Origin of the sequence: Blautia sp. HCP3S3_G3 (assembly GCF_052063365.1) — a bacterium.
Taxonomy (GTDB): Bacteria; Bacillota; Clostridia; order Lachnospirales; family Lachnospiraceae; genus Blautia_A.
The window spans coordinates 39,631-55,395 of sequence record NZ_JBQHXR010000005.1; the positions used below are offsets into that span (position 1 = coordinate 39,631).

Here is a 15,765-nt window from a genome sequence, read left to right on the forward strand (position 1 = left end):
GCTGTCCGCCCTGAAGCGTATTTGAAAACTGTAGGAAAGCAATTTTCAAATATGATCTGAGCGGACGGGAACAGCTCTGGATCTTTTCCTGCAGATTCTGCAGGACAGGGAGCAGGGATGTTCTGACCAATATATACACACTATGCAAAGGAGAAAAACAACATGAAAAAAACAACAATCAGCTTTTTAACAGCAGCATCTGTACTGACTATGTGTGCAGTACCTGTATCCGCATCAGAGCCGATGGATGTCAGTGAACTGATCGTAGGAGAACTTCACTATTCTGTTGCTGAGGATGGTGGATTTGCTCAGGCACTTCATGCCGGTGTGGTAGAAGCTTGTGAAAATCTTGGGATTGATACGGAGACCAATCTTCTGACCATGGAAGAAATTTCAGAAGAAGATCCTGCTCTGATCGAATCAGCAGTAGAAGAACTGGTGGACAGCGGAGCAAATATTATTTTCGGATGTTCTACAGGATATGCAGGAGTGCTGGCAGAACTTCAGGAAGAATTCCCGGAAGTGGTTTTTGCACAGTATAACAATGATGTTTATGAGAATATCGTAGAATTCCAGATTCGCGGTTATGAAGGTATGTTCCAGGCAGGATACCTCTGTGCACTGATGAATGAAGGCTCCAATGAGCTTGGATTTGAGGCAAGTATGGATGATGCGTCTGTAAGAACTGCAATCAACTCGTTTGCACTTGGCGCGAAATATGCGAACCCGGATGCAACGGTTCAGGTAGTATGGGCTGACAGCTGGTATGACCTTGATATTGAGGCAAACAATGCGAAAACCCTGATTGACAGCGGTATCAAATATATGGGTATGGAAGCTTCTTCACCGGCAGTTCCGCAGACCTGTGAAGCAAACGGTGCGTACTGCGTCGGATATAATGTTGACATGGAAGCATCTGCACCAGGTGCAGTTATGACCTCCTTTGTATGGAACTGGACACCTATTTTCCAGGATATCATTCAGAAGACTGCAGACGGAACCATCGATATTTCCGCAGATTATTATGAAGGCGGAGAATGTTCCGCACTTGCTGACTTTAATTCTGAATTAGTTCCGGAAGAAATCCAGCAGAAAGTTTTGGAAGTAAAAGATAAAATTGCCAGCGGTGAGATTGTTGTTTATGCAGGAGAACTGAAGGATGATGAAGGAAATGTTCTCGTTGCAGATGGCGAAACCATGGCGGATGAAGAGATTCTTGCGCAGGATTTCTTTGTTGAAAACGTTAAAGGTGGAAAATAAGTATGGATTATAAGAAATTTTTAGAGCTGTACCAGAGAGGTCAGACCGGTAAAAAGGTATCCAAAGAAGACTGGGATATGGAGTATATTGTGGATACCATGCTGGATTATAAGGATGAATATGATTTTTCCTGGGATAAGCAGGTTATCATTCCGGAGGATGAAGAGCTCTTTCAGAAGATGTTTGAGGCAGCAAAAAGACTGATCCTGGAAATCGGTATTTATAATCTTTCCACAGAGAGGGTGATTTCTTTTACAGAGGAAGAAATTGAGGAAGGAATCCGAAATATGAAAACCTCTCTGACCATGGGAGAAGGAAAAGATGCGGTTACTCTTGTGGCTCGTAAGATCGAGGATGAAAGGGAACCGGTGATCTGGGCCGGAAATCCGGGATGCCCGACACCGGAGCGGTTGTATCTGCCGATAATCCGCAGTGTTGCCAAAGAACCGCTCATTGATCTTCTGACCTGCGGTTCTCTGGTGGATGTTGATGGTTATCCTGTGAGAAACGGTGAAGTGACAGAAGTTTTTGCAGTACGAAGAGAACTCCAGTATCTTCACAGCGCGCTGAAAGAAGTGGGCCGTGAAGGGATGGGGCTTCTGGCTGCGGAGAGTGCAGTTACCGAGATTGGTGATTTTGCGGCATCTTATGACAGGGCACTGCGTCCATGCGATTCTCACCTTGTAGCAACGTTTAATGAATTGATGATTGACAACGGCAATCTGCTCCGTGCAGCAAATTCCTTTGATTATGGAATGAAAAATGCTTCTCTTGCCTGCACAATGGTTGGAGGTCTCGGAGGAGATGCTCCGGGGGCTACGGTTGTTATGATCGCATCAATCCTTGCTGCAAATCTGATCTGCAATGCGGATTATCATCTCTGCCACCCGATTCATATTTCGGATGTGGCTACCACTGCACGTGGATGTCTGTGGCTTCAGGCAGTTCTCTGTCAGACATTTGCTACACAGGCACCTGCCATTATTGTATGTGATCTGTGGCCGGCCAGCGGTGCCATGACAAAAGAACTTCTTTATGAAGTAGCTGCCAATGCCATCGTAGTAACTGTCTGCGGCGGTCATCTGGAAGGGATTGGTGCTGCCAACGGAAACGCTCCTCATGGAACCGGTCTGGAGATCCGTCTGATGGCGGAAGTCGGAAAGGCTGTTGCAAGGCAGCATATGACCCGTTCCAAAGCCAATGAAATCGTTCTGAAGCTGCTGGAAAAATATGAACCCGTTTTCCAGAAAGAGGGCGGCAATCCTGGAGTTCCTTTTGACGAAGCATACGATATGGAGACGATTACACCTCTTCCGGAATGGGAGCGTATGTATGAGGAAGTAAAAGAAGAGCTGTCAGAGATGGGAATTCAGTTTTTGGAATGATATTGTGATGATAAAAAAATATATATAAAGAAATCCCAAAAAATGCTTGCAATTTGCAAATGTTGGTGCTAAACTATAATGCGGACGCGCTTTGGAACGACAGGAGTGCGTCCGAAACTGCAGATTCAATGCCTATACTACGGAAGGAGGATTTCCAGTGAAAGTAAGATCATCTGTAAAGCCGATCTGCGAAAAATGCAAGATCATCAAAAGAAAAGGATCTATCAGAGTAATCTGTGAAAATCCAAAACACAAACAGCGTCAGGGTTGATCCTTAACAGTTTGTGGAACGTGCGGCTGCAGTAGGAAACGCCCGGATGGGTTGTTCCGACTGTTTTTTATAATTTTTTTCATAAAAATTAAAGCATGTATTGCCTAATACCGAGAGGCAGACGGTCCATAAGACCGCGAAAGATTCGGAAAGGCCGCCAAACGCCAACAGCGGCTGGGTGTTTTACCGAGGCACCCCAATTAGGAACTTAAAGATCGAAAGCGGCGGCAGAGGCACCCCATTTCACCTTGTACATATTGTGCAAGTGGTGCACGGAACGCAGGACTTTCAGGAAAGAAAATGGAGGAATCAGTACATGGCTCGTATAGCTGGTATCGACTTACCAAGAGAAAAACGTATCGAAATCGGTCTTACCTATATCTATGGGATTGGAAGACCAAGCGCAGACAAAATCCTTGAACAGGCAAATGTAAATCCGGACACTCGTGTCAGAGATTTAACAGACGATGAAGTGAAGAGAATCAGTGCTGTCATTGATGAGACAATGATGGTAGAAGGTGACCTTCGCCGTGAAATCGCCATGAACATTAAGAGACTGCAGGAAATCGGATGCTACAGAGGAATCCGTCATCGTAAAGGACTTCCTGTTCGTGGTCAGAAGACCAAGACCAATGCAAGAACCCGCAAAGGTCCGAAGAGAACGGTAGCTAATAAGAAGAAATAATTTGAAACTTATAAATGATAGAACAACAAGGAAAGTGTAGGTTAGTTTTAAAATGGCAAAAGCAACCAAAAAAGTTACGACAAAGCGTCGTGTCAAGAAAAACGTTGAACACGGACAGGCACACATCCAGTCTTCTTTTAACAATACAATTGTTACACTGACTGACAACGAAGGAAACGCTCTCTCATGGGCAAGTGCCGGCGGTCTGGGATTTAGAGGTTCAAGGAAATCTACCCCTTATGCAGCACAGATGGCAGCAGAGACTGCAACAAAAGCTGCTCTGATTCATGGTTTAAAAACTGTTGACGTTATGGTTAAAGGACCAGGCTCCGGACGTGAAGCTGCGATCCGTGCCCTTCAGGCATGCGGTCTCGAAGTAACCAGCATCCGTGACGTAACACCGGTACCACATAACGGTTGTCGTCCACCAAAACGCAGAAGAGTCTAATTTAGGAGGTAGCACAAGATGGCAGTAGATAGAACCCCTGTCCTGAAAAGATGCAGATCCCTTGGCCTGGATCCGATTTATTTAGGAATTGATAAAAAATCCACAAGACAGTTAAAACGTGCAAACAGAAAAGTTTCTGAGTACGGTTTACAGTTAAGAGAAAAACAGAAAGCAAAATTCATCTACGGAGTACTGGAAAAACCTTTCCGTAATTACTATAAAAAAGCTGACAGAATGCCTGGCCAGACTGGTGAAAACCTGATGGTTATGCTGGAAACAAGACTTGACAATGTAATTTTCCGTATGGGATTTGCAAGAACAAGAAAAGAAGCTCGTCAGATCGTTGACCACAAACACGTACTGGTAAACGGCAAATGTGTAAACATTCCGTCTTACCTTGTAAAAGCTGGCGATACTGTTGAAATCAAAGAAAAATGCAAAGGTTCTGAAAGATACAAAGGAATTCTGGAAGTAACAGCAGGAAGACTGGTTCCGGAATGGCTGGATGTAAATCAGGAAGCATTAAGCGGAACTGTTAAGGAACTTCCTCGCAGAGAAGCAATTGATGTTCCTGTAAACGAGATGCTTATCGTCGAGTTGTACTCCAAATAAAGCATAAAGTGAATGCCTGCTTGTGCAGGCATTCTTATAAAATAATACCCTCAAACGTTGATAAACCCAGAAGGAGGGAACCTTATAGTGTTTGATTTTAATAAACCTAAAATCGAAATTACCGAGATATCTGAAGATAAAAAATTCGGAAGATTCGTTGTAGAGCCTCTTGAAAGAGGTTATGGAACCACACTGGGAAATTCTCTCAGAAGAATTATGCTGTCTTCCCTGCCTGGAGCTGCAGTAAGCCAGGTGAAAATCGATGGAGTACTTCATGAATTCAGTCCGATTCCGGGAGTGAAGGAAGATGTTACGGAAATCATCATGAATCTGAAGAATCTTGCAATCAAGAATACCAGCAGTGATAATGAACCGAAGACCGCATACATTGAGTGTGAGGGCAAAGGTGTGGTTACCGCGGCAGATATTCAGGCTGATCAGGACATTGAAATCATGAATCCGGATCAGGTGATTGCTACCCTGAACGGTGGCAAAGACTGCAGACTTGCAATGGAGCTGACGATTACCAAGGGACGCGGATATGTAAGTGCTGATAAAGGCAAATCAGAAGATATGCCGATCGGTGTGATTGCAGTTGATGCAATTTATACTCCGGTAGATAGAGTAAACATGATTGTTGAAAATACCCGAGTTGGACAGGTGACCGATTTCGATAAGCTGACACTGGATGTATATACCAATGGTACACTGGATCCGGATGAAGCAGTAAGCCTTGCGGCAAAAGTATTAAGCGAGCATTTGAGCCTTTTCATTGATCTTTCCGAAAATGCAAAAACTGCAGAAGTTATGATCGAGAAAGAAGACAATGAAAAAGAAAAAGTTCTGGAAATGAGCATTGATGAGCTTGAGCTGTCTGTTCGTTCCTATAACTGCCTGAAGAGAGCTGGTATTAATACTGTTGAAGAATTGTGCAACAAGACTTCTGATGACATGATGAAGGTTCGTAACCTGGGCCGTAAATCATTGGAAGAAGTTCTTGCCAAGCTCAAAGAGCTGGGCTTGCAGTTACAGCCTGCAGAAGAATAATCGTTATTGCACAGTAGCGAATAATTTTCATAAGGAAAGCAAAAGAATATGAGTGGGGATGCCAAAGCAGCAAGCCAGTAAGACCGAACAAGCATGACCTGCTGTCCCACAGATGGAGGAAAATAACATGGCAAAATATAGAAAATTAAGCAGAACAGCTGATCAGAGAAAAGCATTACTCAGAAACCAGGTAACAAACCTTCTGTATCATGGAAAAATTGTTACAACTGAGCAGAAAGCCAAAGAAATTCGCAAGATTGCTGAAGGCATGATCGCTATGGCTGTTCGTGAAAGAGATAACTTTGAAACCGTTACTGTAACCGCTAAAGTTGCTCGCAAAGATGCTGAAGGCAAGAGAGTAAAAGAAGTGGTTGACGGTAAGAAGAAAACTGTATACGATGAAGTTCAGAAAGAAATCACAAAAGATGCTCCTTCCAGACTTCATGCACGTCGTCAGATGGCAAAAGTTTTCTATCCTGTAAAAGAAGTTCCTACAAAGGGCGCTGGCAGAAAGAAAAATACCAAAGACGTTGATATGGTTAAGAAGATGTTCGAGGAAATTGCACCGAAATACGCTAACCGTAATGGTGGATACACCAGAATCGTTAAGATTGGACAGCGTAAAGGTGACGGCGCAATGGAAGTTTTAATTGAATTAGTATAATTCATGATAAGCAGGGGGATATTTACAGAAATGTAGATATCCTCTTTTTATATGTGTCGGAAAATGTTTCACTTTTGGAGAAGGGTTGCGGCTGTTTATGGGAAGCTTTTCAGACAAATCCTGCGTATAAGGTTGATTATTCGGCAGAATTATCGTAAAATCGTGTTATGCGGCTGCAGGAAGATGTTATGGTCAGTTGAAAACTGTCATGCGAGTGCGGTTATGTTTAGAGGAAGAGAGGAACTGGCATGTTTTGGCAGAATTCATGCCGGAAAACAAAAATGAGCAGAAAAAAAAGAAAGACGAAACGACGGGGGAAGCTGTGGGTCAGACTCGGACTGATTCTGCTGGATCTTCTGGTTCTGGGGCTTCTGATTCTGGCTATCCAGTCATTTTATGCCATGTCAAGAAAGAAACAGGAGGCTGGAAACTTTTCCTGGGATCATTATCAGTCGGTTGTTCATGCATTGGGCGGCATGGATGGGAAAACATATCTGAACTGTAAAGAAGGCTTCGAGTATTATTACGAGCAGGGAGCCCGCCTGTTTGAAGTAGATCTGACACAGACCGCTGATGGTGTATGGGTCTGCAGGCATGACTGGGAAGACTGCATGGAACAGTGGGAAGGTGACGGCAAAAAAGTTCTGATGTCCGGAGATTTTAAGAATACTGCCATTTACGGTGAATATACTCCCCTTACACTGGAAGATCTTCTGCGTCTTTTGAAAAAATATCCGGATGCATATGTGATCATTGACTGCGGTGGATACGAATCCAGAAATTCCAAAAATACTTACAGTGATTTCAAAGCATTTGCGGAAATTGCCAGAGCTGCCGGGGCAGATTCTGTGATGGGGCAGATGATTCCGGAAATTTATAACACTAAAATGTATGATGCACTGGAAAAAGTCAATCATTTTCCGTCCTATATGTACTCCCTCTGGCAGGAATATTCTGTAAAAAAATTGAAAAAGATTGCAGAATACTGTAAAGAGACAGGAATCCCGACAGTAACAATCAACAGGGAATACTGGACAGAGGAGATTCAGGAAATCTTTGATGAGCAGGGGATTCGGGTGTTTGTTTATACAGTCAATGATCAAGCAGAAGCTGAGAAATATCTGAAAGCCGGTGCAGCCGGAATTTGTACAGATACGCTTCTGGAAGAGAAAACGAGCTCCTGACGGAAAGGAAAACAGAAATGAAGATAAGAAAACTCGCAGCAATCTGGGCTGCCAAAGCCGCTGGCTTCGTCTGCAGAAAAATGGGACGCCAGGGTGTTACCTGGGCTGGACAGATTGCTCAGAAAATATATCCGCCTATTCTGGAAGAACTTGCTTCGGAGGTGCGGAAAAAGACATTTGTCGTATGCGGAACAAATGGAAAGACAACTACCAATAACCTGCTGTGTGCTGCTCTTGAGGCGGAAGGCCAGAAGGTCATCTGTAATCACACAGGGTCTAATATGATCAATGGAGTCGTGGCTGCCTATGTACTGGCTGCAGGACTGAATGGACATATTGATGCGGATTATGCCTGTATTGAGGCGGATGAGGCATCTACACGCTATATATTTCCGGCCATTCATCCGGATTTTATGGTAATGACGAATCTTTTCCGGGATCAGCTTGACCGGTATGGTGAAATTGATATTACCATGAATATTCTGGAAGAGATGATCCGGAAGGTACCAGGAATGAAAGTAATTGTAAATGGAGACGATGCATTGTCCGCTTATCTTGCCATGGACAGTGGAAATCCATTTGCTTCTTATGGAATCAGTAATCCTGTGATGAAAAATGAAACCAATGAGATCCGTGAGGGAAGATTCTGTAAAAAATGCGGAGCAAGACTTTCCTACCGCTTTTATCATTACAGTCAGCTTGGAGATTATGAATGCCCAGAATGCGGTTTTAAACGTCCTCGGCCGGATTTTGATGCATATGACGTAAAAGTGGGAGATCAGATTTCTTTCCGAGTGGAAGACAAACTGATTGCAGCCAATTATAAGGGATTTTATAATGTTTATAATATTCTGGCTGCTTACGCTGGTGTGAGGACAGCGGGCTTTTCCGGGGAACATTTCAATGAAATGCTGAAAAAATTTAATCCGGAGAATGGAAGAATGGAGCAGTTCCGTATTCAGGGGACAGGAATCGTATTGAATCTTGCCAAAAATCCGGCAGGATTTAATCAGAACATTACTGCGGTCATGCAGGATCCGGCACCGAAGGATGTGATTATTGCCATCAATGATAATGCACAGGATGGAATTGATATTTCCTGGCTCTGGGATGTGGATTTTGACCGGTTCCGGGAGGAAAGCATTCAATCCATCACAGTGAGCGGAATCCGTTGTCAGGATATGAGGCTGCGCCTGAAATACGTGGATATTCCTTCTATCCTGGAATCTGATGTGGAAAAAGCAATCCGCAGCCGCATTCAGGACGGAACCGGGAATCTTTATGTACTTGTCAATTATACGGCGCTTTTCAGCACCAGAAATATACTGAAAAAGCTGGAGGGTGAACTGAAATGAAAATTACCATAGGACATTTATATCCGGATCTCCTGAATCTTTACGGAGACAGAGGAAACATCCAGTGCCTGATGAGAAGATGCCAGTGGAGAGGGATTGAAGCAGAAACAATTGCGTTCGAACTCAACGATACCATTGATTTTTCCAGACTGGATATTGTTCTGCTGGGAGGCGGATCAGACAGGGAACAGATGCTGGTATGTGAGAAATTAAAGGAAATCCAGAAAGATTTCAAGGCATACGTAGAAGATGACGGCGTTGTGATTGCCATCTGCGGCGGATATCAGCTGCTGGGCAGTTATTACAAAACGGATCAGGGTATGATTACCGGACTGGATCTGGTGGATCTGTATACAGAACAGGGAGAAGGGCGCCTGATCAGCAATATTATTCTTCAGAGTGATCTTTTTGAGATGCCTATCGTGGGATTTGAAAATCATGGCGGCCGTACCTGCATCAACAACTGTAAACCATTGGGAAAAGTTCTGTACGGATCCGGAAATGACGGTAAAACAGGCTATGAAGGGGTTGTATATAAAAATGTGATCGGAACTTATCTGCATGGTCCTCTTCTTCCCAAAAACCCGCAGCTTGCGGACTGGCTGATTTTACATGCACTTCAGAAAAAATATGGCAGTGATGTGGAGCTTCCTCCGTTGGATGACAGAGAGGAAAAAGAAGCGAACGAATATATCTGTCGGAGATTCTTGAAATAATACTTGCATTCGACGACTGCGGAATGTATAATGACGGTAGATAAAATACTGCGGCGGTTTCATTTTTATCATGCATTATGATGAGAAGAAAGCTGACCGTACAGGAAAAAATGAGGTGAATAAATATGCAGAAATATGTATGTGGCCCATGTGGCTATGAGTATGATCCTGAGGTAGGAGATCCGGATAACGGTATTGCACCGGGAACAGCATTTGAAGATCTCCCGGAAGATTGGGTTTGCCCAATCTGTGGAGTTGGTAAGGATGAGTTTGAACCGGCAGAATAAAAGCCGGTTACGAAGGTGCCGAAAGCAGATCAGCTTTTGACACCTTTCTTTTTCACATAAGAAGATACGGACGCTGTACAGAATTTACAGTAAATAAGGGGAGAAGTATGGCTAAATCGCATAATCAGAAAGCTAAGATCTTATATTTGGCACGGATGCTGCGTGAATCTGGGGAGAATCACGTACTATCCATGCAGGATATTCTTGCCGGCCTGACAGAATATGGTATTCAGGCAGAACGCAAGAGCATTTATGATGATATGGAAACGCTTCGGGATTTTGGTATGGATGTAAGATTCAAAAGAGGCAGACCTGGCGGGTATTATCTGGCAGGTCAGACAGAGGCGAATGGGAAATCTTCAGAAACAAAGAATTCCGAAGGGAATATTTTTGATTCAGACAGAGAGAGATGGAAATTCTCCATGGGGGAAACTACAGGGGAGAAACCGATGAAGCTTCTCTGCAGCAGTCGCATGGAGACAGAAGTGAAATTATTCTTTGGCGATGATGCGGAATACAAAGACAAAGGACAGGGATTTTTTACTGTGACAGCGAAACAGCTGGGAAATCCTCAGTTTTTTGGCTGGCTGACAGCCATGGGCAGAGAAGTACATATTGTAAAACCGAAAAAATTAGCACAGGCCTATCGTGATTATCTGAAAAGTCTTGCAAAAGAATATAAAGGTATCTAGAAAGGATATGGAAGCATGAAAAAAAACACCGTAGGAATACTGCTGGGAATGACGCTTGCTGCTGCATTCTTTGCCGGATGCGGCAGTAATGAAGCTACGGAAACTGCAAATGAGAGTGCAGAACTGGAACAGGCGGGAGAAGGAGAGAGCCCGGATACAGAGGTGACGGAAGAAACGGAAGAATCCGATGCAGAAGAGGAATCTGGCCAGGAAGCAGGAAATACGGAGGATGAGGAAGAACCGGAGGAGCCTGCTGTCAGAGTAGGGGTACTTCTTCCTGATTCCGATGAAGGTACATGGTTTTCGGATGGACAGGAACTCCAAGCCGATCTGGAGGCTTTCGGATATGAAGCAGAACTTGTTTTTGCAGAAGGAGATTGTGAGAAGCAGATTACGCAGATTGAGGATATGATTAGCGAAGAAATTCCTGCCCTGATTATTACTCCGGTGGATGAATACGGACTGACAGAAATTCTTTCTGAAACAAAAGAAAAAGGAATTTATGTATTTTCTTATGATAAGCTGATCCGTGACACAGCAGGAGTGAATTATTATACTACATTCAGCGGACGTTCTATTGGAAAGATGATTGCAAAGGAAATTGTCAAAGAACAGGAGCTGGATAAAGTAAAAGAAGCCGGTGAATCCAGAACGATAGAATTTCTGATGGGATCACTGGATGATTCTCAGGCGCTGTTTTTGTACAATGGGGTAATGGAAATTCTTCAGCCATATCTGGATGACGGTACTCTTGTATGCCGTTCAGGACAGACTTCCTTTGAAGATACGGGAATTCTGCGATGGGGACGTGAGAGAGCAGAGAAGAGAATACAGTCTATTTTGGATGAATTTTATCAGGATACAGAACTTCCGGATATTATTTGTACAGGATTTGACGATGCAGCATGCGGAGCAGCAGATGTTCTGGAAGAGCGGGGATTTGTTCCGTCGGATGAATACTGGCCGATGATCACAGGATGCGGATGTGAAATAGATGCAGTTCGCTATCTGGTTCAGGGGAAAATTTCCTGCAGTATTTTCATGAACCGCAGTAACCTGGCAGAAAAATGTGTCGAAATGGTGGATACCTGCCTGAAGGGAGAGAAGCCGGAGACCAATGATTATCAGGAATATGATAATGGCAAAAAAATCATAAGTACCTATCTGTGTGATGCCCAGCTGATCAATGAGGGAAATTATGAATCTCTGATCGACAGTGGTTATTATCAGAGTGAAGAAATCCTTCCTGAAGCAGAAGGGGAGAACGGAGATATGGAGACATCCGGTGATTCTGAAGAAACAGGTGAACAGGAACCTGCGGGAGAACAGGAAAACGTCGGTACAGATGAGAAACAGATGGATTCTGAGAATACAGAAGGGAATCCTTCAAAAGAAATTCCCGAAGATTCGATTCTGTCAATTCTTGGAAATACCAGAGAGGGTCTGTGATCATTGATAACTGCCAGAAAAGTGTTGTAATCATTTCTGAGTAACATGGAAGAATTGTGATGCAGTGATTATTGGGATAGAACCGTGATTATGGATGATTTTCAGAGAAAACGATAAATGAAAAGGACACCGGACAGATGATAGTCTGTAGGTTCTTTCTGAGTTTTGGGTATCGTCAATGAAAAGCAGGTATGAGAATACCTGCTTTTTCTATGAGTGTATAAGGACCCTTTTTCTATGAGGCTTTATAAAAAAGAATTCCGCAATGTTCCTTAGAGATCAGGAATCCGGCACTATTCACGGAATGTGAGGGAATCATCACTCATGGATTCAATGATGGCAAGGGACTCCAGACGGATTCCCATATTCCGGATGCGATCGCCGCCTTCCTGAAAACCTTTTTCGATAACAATACCTGCACCTTCCAATGTTGCACCGGATTCCCGCGCAATGTCGATCAGTCCGAGAAGGGCGCATCCATTGGCAAGAAAATCGTCAATGAGAAGTACATGATCTTCAGGACCGAGGAATTTTTTTGACAGAATTACATCGTATACTTTTTTGTGGGTAAACGACTGGACTTTCGTGCGGTACATTTCTCCGTCCAGATTTACACTCTGCGCTTTTTTTGCAAAAACAACGGGAACATGGAAATACTGAGCGGCAATACAGGCAATACCGATGCCGGAAGCTTCGATTGTGAGGATTTTGGTGATCGGACAGTCGGAAAAGCGGGATTTGAACTCTTTGCCGATTTCATTGATGAGATCAATGTCCATCTGATGATTCAGAAAACTGTCTACTTTTAAAACATTGCCCGGTTTGACCGTGCCGTCTTTCAGAATTCTTTCTTTTAAGAGCTGCATGACTTTTCTCTCCTTTGATTGATATGCTTGAAGTTGAATTGTATTCTATGATACGATATTCTTTGATTGAGTGCAATTACTTTTTTTGACAAAATAACATAAAAAATTTATAATATTTTAACAGAAGAGTGTTAATGCTCAGAGAGTAAAGGACGAAAAGAATAAAGAACTTAAAAATAAGCAAAGAGTTCAATAAACAAAGCGCAAAAAGTTAAGAGAATAAAAAACACAGGAAATAAGAAACAGGGAAATGGAGGGTATATGCTGTAATGAAAGAATATGAGGTAATCTGGGAAATTTTTAATAAATGTCCCCGCAATCAGATGAGAGATGTTTTTGTAGAAGAAATTGAGATTGAGGATCCGGAGGCTTATATCAGGGAGAAATTTAAGGGAAAAAAAGTTTCCTATGAACAGACAATACTGGCAGACGGGACGATTATATTTGATATCGTAACATCAGAAATTAAACAGCGATGTTCCTTTACAGAGATTTGACTTGTGTGTTATAATAAGCTTTACGCAATATAGAATAGAACGGAAAGAAAGTCGGTAAGGAGGCTGTTATGGACGAAAAAGAAACCAAAGAGACACATGTACATGTTCTTGAAGACGGAACAGTGATCACGCATTCGCATGGAGAACATGGACATCATCACAGTCATGCGCAGACCAAGGCTGTACTGAACCGGCTTTCCAGAGCAATCGGTCATCTGGAATCCATCCGCCGTATGGTGGAGGCCGGACGTGACTGCAGTGAAGTACTGATCCAGCTTTCCGCGGTTAAATCCGCAATCAATAATACAGGCAAGATAATTCTTCAGGATCATATCGAGCATTGTATTGTGGATGCCGTGGAGCACGGTGACAAGGATGCCATTAAGGAACTGGAGAGGGCTATCGACCGTTTTATGAAATAGATCAAAGGAGAGATATCATGGCAAAAGAATGCAACAGCACAACATGTAACAAATCCAGCTGTGAGGGATGTGAAAAAAAGAACAATCCTCAGAGCATGCAGGAGGCAATGAATGCTTTCTCAAATGTAAAACACGTGATCGGAGTAGTAAGCGGCAAGGGCGGCGTAGGCAAATCTTTCGTAACGGCATCTCTTGCGAACCGCATGGCTGCAAAAGGATATAAAGTCGGTATTCTGGATGCGGATATTACCGGACCATCCATTCCTAAAATGTACGGTCTCAAAGGCGCAGCCAATGCCAATGATGATGGAATCATCCCGATGGAGACCAGAAACGGAATCAAAGTAATGTCCATTAATCTTCTTCTTCCTACTGAGGAAACCCCGGTCATCTGGAGAGGACCGATCCTCGCAAATATGGTGAAACAGTTCTGGACAGATGTCATCTGGGGAGATATCGATTATCTGTTTGTCGATATGCCTCCGGGAACCGGTGATGTTCCGCTGACCGCTTTTCAGTCTCTTCCTCTGAACGGAATTGTCATTGTAAGCTCTCCGCAGGATCTTGTAAGAATGATCGTCAGAAAAGCCTACAACATGGCTGAGATGATGAAGATTCCGGTACTTGGTATCGTGGAGAACTACAGTTATGTGAAATGTCCGGACTGCGGCAAAGAGATCAAAGTCTTTGGAGAAAGCCATATTGATGAAATAGCAGCAGAACTGAAGGTACCGGTACTGGGCAAAATGCCGATTGATGTATCCTACGCACAGAAAGCGGATGCCGGTGAATTTGATGAAATCCTGAATGCATATATTGAGGCTGCCGATGCAGTGATGCCTCAGTAATCACAATGCCGGAGCGTGTTGGAAAATGCATTTTCGCCATCTGCATGCTCGGAAGTGTGCAAGAAAATGCATTTCCGCTATCTGTATACTTTAATCCGCCTCATGGAAATATTCCAGAAAACGTGCTGCCGCCTGACTGAGCGGCAGCATTTCCTGTTTTACAATAACCAGTTTTCTTTTGGGAAAAGCTTCCTTCAGCTGTATCTGCTGAAGCTCCTTTTCCTTTCTGCACATATAATCCGGGACGCAGGCAATGCCGAGTCCGATCCGTGCAAGATCCAGAAGAAGGTCGTTGCTGTTCAGCTCTATTTCAGGAAGCAGCCGGAGACCGTGAGCAGCAAAAATCTGGTGCAGATATTCGCTGGTGGTGCTTCGCGGAGAGAGCATGAGAATCGGATAATCCAGAAGTTCTTTCAGAGAAAGCTTTTCCTTAATGGGAAAAGCTTTTTTATTTACCAGAAACAGATCCTGAAATTCCAGGACAGTTTTTTCCGGAGCATGAGGGCTGAGCCTGGAATTCGGGGAATTGCATACAATAAAATCCACTTGTCCGTTGTTTAGAAGATCTGCACATCCGATGGAAGTACTGTTGGTGATTTTAATCCGGACATCCGGGTAATCTCTGTGGAATCGCTCCAGATAATCAATGAGAAAATAACGGCAGATGGTGTCGCTGGCGCCGATACGGAGCTGCCCCATCAGTTCCGTTCCGGAGGAAAGAAGAGTTTCTCCTTCTGACAGCATCTGCATAGCCGGTTTTACATGCTGAAGAAGGGTTTCTCCGGCAGGGGTGAGAACCACTTTTTTGGTACTGCGGACAAAGAGCGGCTGATTCAGTTTTTTTTCCAGCGCTTTTACAGACTGGCTTACAGCAGACTGAGAGATAAAAAGCTGCCGGGAAGCTTCCGAAAAACTGAGAGTGGAGGCTACGTAATAAAAAACTTTGTATAGTTCCAGATTGATATCCATAAAGGTACCCCATTTCTACTTTTTATTAGATAAACTAATGAAAAATATAAGACATATTAATTTTACTAATGATATATCTTATGATATGATAAATCCGAATAAAGTGCA

The 15,765-nt window shown here is 43.5% G+C and carries 19 protein-coding genes; 17 read left to right on the plus strand and 2 right to left on the minus strand.

Features of this window, described 5'->3' with window-relative positions; all coding sequences use genetic code 11:
• Positions 1-162 precede the first annotated feature (162 nt).
• The 14 genes from ACTNEW_RS07110 (at position 163) to ACTNEW_RS07175 (ending at position 12,055) form a co-directional block, all read left to right on the plus strand.
• Positions 163-1,260: a BMP family ABC transporter substrate-binding protein gene (locus tag ACTNEW_RS07110; RefSeq protein WP_441059449.1), complete on the plus strand. Its 1,098-nt coding sequence runs from the start codon at positions 163-165 to the stop codon at positions 1,258-1,260.
• 2 nt (positions 1,261-1,262) lie between these two features.
• Positions 1,263-2,645 carry a monomethylamine:corrinoid methyltransferase gene (locus tag ACTNEW_RS07115; protein WP_441059451.1) on the plus strand — a complete coding sequence of 461 codons (1,383 nt, stop codon included), beginning with the start codon at positions 1,263-1,265 and terminating at the stop codon, positions 2,643-2,645.
• Positions 2,646-2,802: 157 nt separating this feature from the next.
• On the plus strand, positions 2,803-2,916 hold the full coding sequence (gene rpmJ / locus ACTNEW_RS07120; protein WP_003497809.1) for a 50S ribosomal protein L36: 114 nt from the start codon (positions 2,803-2,805) through the stop codon (positions 2,914-2,916).
• 316 nt (positions 2,917-3,232) lie between these two features.
• Positions 3,233-3,601: a 30S ribosomal protein S13 gene (gene rpsM / locus ACTNEW_RS07125; RefSeq protein WP_441059453.1), complete on the plus strand. Its 369-nt coding sequence runs from the start codon at positions 3,233-3,235 to the stop codon at positions 3,599-3,601.
• 52 nt (positions 3,602-3,653) lie between these two features.
• Positions 3,654-4,049, plus strand: a complete 396-nt coding sequence (rpsK, locus tag ACTNEW_RS07130; RefSeq protein WP_441059455.1) for a 30S ribosomal protein S11 — start codon at positions 3,654-3,656, stop codon at positions 4,047-4,049.
• An 18-nt stretch (positions 4,050-4,067) separates the two neighbouring features.
• Positions 4,068-4,661, plus strand: a complete 594-nt coding sequence (gene rpsD / locus ACTNEW_RS07135; protein ID WP_441059457.1) for a 30S ribosomal protein S4 — start codon at positions 4,068-4,070, stop codon at positions 4,659-4,661.
• Positions 4,662-4,748: 87 nt separating this feature from the next.
• Positions 4,749-5,708, plus strand: coding sequence for a DNA-directed RNA polymerase subunit alpha (locus tag ACTNEW_RS07140; RefSeq protein WP_441059459.1), 960 nt, complete (start codon positions 4,749-4,751; stop codon positions 5,706-5,708).
• A 127-nt stretch (positions 5,709-5,835) separates the two neighbouring features.
• Positions 5,836-6,372, plus strand: coding sequence for a bL17 family ribosomal protein (locus tag ACTNEW_RS07145; RefSeq protein ID WP_441059461.1), 537 nt, complete (start codon positions 5,836-5,838; stop codon positions 6,370-6,372).
• 281 nt (positions 6,373-6,653) lie between these two features.
• Complete coding sequence (locus ACTNEW_RS07150) at positions 6,654-7,556, plus strand: phosphatidylinositol-specific phospholipase C/glycerophosphodiester phosphodiesterase family protein (RefSeq protein WP_441059463.1); 903 nt, start codon at positions 6,654-6,656, stop codon at positions 7,554-7,556.
• A 17-nt stretch (positions 7,557-7,573) separates the two neighbouring features.
• The gene (locus ACTNEW_RS07155; RefSeq protein WP_441059465.1) at positions 7,574-8,911 is read left to right on the plus strand and encodes a MurT ligase domain-containing protein; all 1,338 of its coding nucleotides are present in this window, start codon (positions 7,574-7,576) and stop codon (positions 8,909-8,911) included.
• The gene (locus ACTNEW_RS07160) at positions 8,908-9,627 is read left to right on the plus strand and encodes a type 1 glutamine amidotransferase (protein WP_441059467.1); all 720 of its coding nucleotides are present in this window, start codon (positions 8,908-8,910) and stop codon (positions 9,625-9,627) included. Before ACTNEW_RS07155 ends, ACTNEW_RS07160 begins: the two co-directional genes overlap by 4 nt.
• 125 nt (positions 9,628-9,752) lie before the next feature.
• Positions 9,753-9,914 carry a rubredoxin gene (gene rd / locus ACTNEW_RS07165; RefSeq protein ID WP_441059469.1) on the plus strand — a complete coding sequence of 54 codons (162 nt, stop codon included), beginning with the start codon at positions 9,753-9,755 and terminating at the stop codon, positions 9,912-9,914.
• 107 nt (positions 9,915-10,021) lie between these two features.
• Entirely contained in the window at positions 10,022-10,606 is a 585-nt protein-coding gene (locus tag ACTNEW_RS07170; protein ID WP_441059471.1) for a WYL domain-containing protein, read from the plus strand.
• 15 nt (positions 10,607-10,621) lie between these two features.
• On the plus strand, positions 10,622-12,055 hold the full coding sequence (locus ACTNEW_RS07175; RefSeq protein ID WP_441059473.1) for a substrate-binding domain-containing protein: 1,434 nt from the start codon (positions 10,622-10,624) through the stop codon (positions 12,053-12,055).
• Positions 12,056-12,348: 293 nt separating this feature from the next.
• On the opposite strand, the gene ACTNEW_RS07180 is transcribed toward ACTNEW_RS07175, so the two are convergent.
• Positions 12,349-12,921 carry a xanthine phosphoribosyltransferase gene (locus ACTNEW_RS07180; RefSeq protein WP_441059475.1) on the minus strand — a complete coding sequence of 191 codons (573 nt, stop codon included), beginning with the start codon at positions 12,919-12,921 and terminating at the stop codon, positions 12,349-12,351.
• 269 nt (positions 12,922-13,190) lie between these two features.
• Here ACTNEW_RS07180 and ACTNEW_RS07185 point away from each other — a divergent pair, with 269 nt between their 5' ends.
• The 3 genes from ACTNEW_RS07185 to ACTNEW_RS07195 all read left to right on the plus strand — a co-directional run bounded on the left by ACTNEW_RS07185 (position 13,191) and on the right by ACTNEW_RS07195 (position 14,688).
• Positions 13,191-13,418, plus strand: coding sequence for a hypothetical protein (locus ACTNEW_RS07185; protein ID WP_441059477.1), 228 nt, complete (start codon positions 13,191-13,193; stop codon positions 13,416-13,418).
• Between the two features lie 68 nt (positions 13,419-13,486).
• Positions 13,487-13,840: a metal-sensing transcriptional repressor gene (locus ACTNEW_RS07190; protein WP_441059479.1), complete on the plus strand. Its 354-nt coding sequence runs from the start codon at positions 13,487-13,489 to the stop codon at positions 13,838-13,840.
• Between the two features lie 17 nt (positions 13,841-13,857).
• A complete protein-coding gene (locus ACTNEW_RS07195; RefSeq protein ID WP_441059481.1) occupies positions 13,858-14,688 on the plus strand; it encodes a P-loop NTPase in 831 nt (276 codons plus the stop codon).
• 90 nt (positions 14,689-14,778) lie between these two features.
• Here ACTNEW_RS07195 and ACTNEW_RS07200 read toward each other — a convergent pair whose 3' ends face one another.
• Positions 14,779-15,657 carry a LysR family transcriptional regulator gene (locus ACTNEW_RS07200; protein WP_441059483.1) on the minus strand — a complete coding sequence of 293 codons (879 nt, stop codon included), beginning with the start codon at positions 15,655-15,657 and terminating at the stop codon, positions 14,779-14,781.
• Positions 15,658-15,765 lie beyond the last annotated feature (108 nt).

Excerpts from the sequence above, each read along its gene's own strand:
- ACTNEW_RS07110 (WP_441059449.1), top strand. The coding sequence starts at position 163 with ATGAAAAAAACAACAATCAGCTTTTTAACAGCAGCATCTGTACTGACT.
- ACTNEW_RS07115 (WP_441059451.1), top strand. The coding sequence starts at position 1,263 with ATGGATTATAAGAAATTTTTAGAGCTGTACCAGAGAGGTCAGACCGGT.
- rpsM (WP_441059453.1), top strand. The coding sequence starts at position 3,233 with ATGGCTCGTATAGCTGGTATCGACTTACCAAGAGAAAAACGTATCGAA.
- rpsK (WP_441059455.1), top strand. The coding sequence starts at position 3,654 with ATGGCAAAAGCAACCAAAAAAGTTACGACAAAGCGTCGTGTCAAGAAA.
- rpsD (WP_441059457.1), top strand. The coding sequence starts at position 4,068 with ATGGCAGTAGATAGAACCCCTGTCCTGAAAAGATGCAGATCCCTTGGC.
- ACTNEW_RS07145 (WP_441059461.1), top strand. The coding sequence starts at position 5,836 with ATGGCAAAATATAGAAAATTAAGCAGAACAGCTGATCAGAGAAAAGCA.
- ACTNEW_RS07150 (WP_441059463.1), top strand. The coding sequence starts at position 6,654 with ATGAGCAGAAAAAAAAGAAAGACGAAACGACGGGGGAAGCTGTGGGTC.
- ACTNEW_RS07155 (WP_441059465.1), top strand. The coding sequence starts at position 7,574 with ATGAAGATAAGAAAACTCGCAGCAATCTGGGCTGCCAAAGCCGCTGGC.
- ACTNEW_RS07160 (WP_441059467.1), top strand. The coding sequence starts at position 8,908 with ATGAAAATTACCATAGGACATTTATATCCGGATCTCCTGAATCTTTAC.
- rd (WP_441059469.1), top strand. The coding sequence starts at position 9,753 with ATGCAGAAATATGTATGTGGCCCATGTGGCTATGAGTATGATCCTGAG.
- ACTNEW_RS07170 (WP_441059471.1), top strand. The coding sequence starts at position 10,022 with ATGGCTAAATCGCATAATCAGAAAGCTAAGATCTTATATTTGGCACGG.
- ACTNEW_RS07175 (WP_441059473.1), top strand. The coding sequence starts at position 10,622 with ATGAAAAAAAACACCGTAGGAATACTGCTGGGAATGACGCTTGCTGCT.
- ACTNEW_RS07180 (WP_441059475.1), bottom strand. The coding sequence starts at position 12,921 with ATGCAGCTCTTAAAAGAAAGAATTCTGAAAGACGGCACGGTCAAACCG.
- ACTNEW_RS07185 (WP_441059477.1), top strand. The coding sequence starts at position 13,191 with ATGAAAGAATATGAGGTAATCTGGGAAATTTTTAATAAATGTCCCCGC.
- ACTNEW_RS07190 (WP_441059479.1), top strand. The coding sequence starts at position 13,487 with ATGGACGAAAAAGAAACCAAAGAGACACATGTACATGTTCTTGAAGAC.
- ACTNEW_RS07195 (WP_441059481.1), top strand. The coding sequence starts at position 13,858 with ATGGCAAAAGAATGCAACAGCACAACATGTAACAAATCCAGCTGTGAG.
- ACTNEW_RS07200 (WP_441059483.1), bottom strand. The coding sequence starts at position 15,657 with ATGGATATCAATCTGGAACTATACAAAGTTTTTTATTACGTAGCCTCC.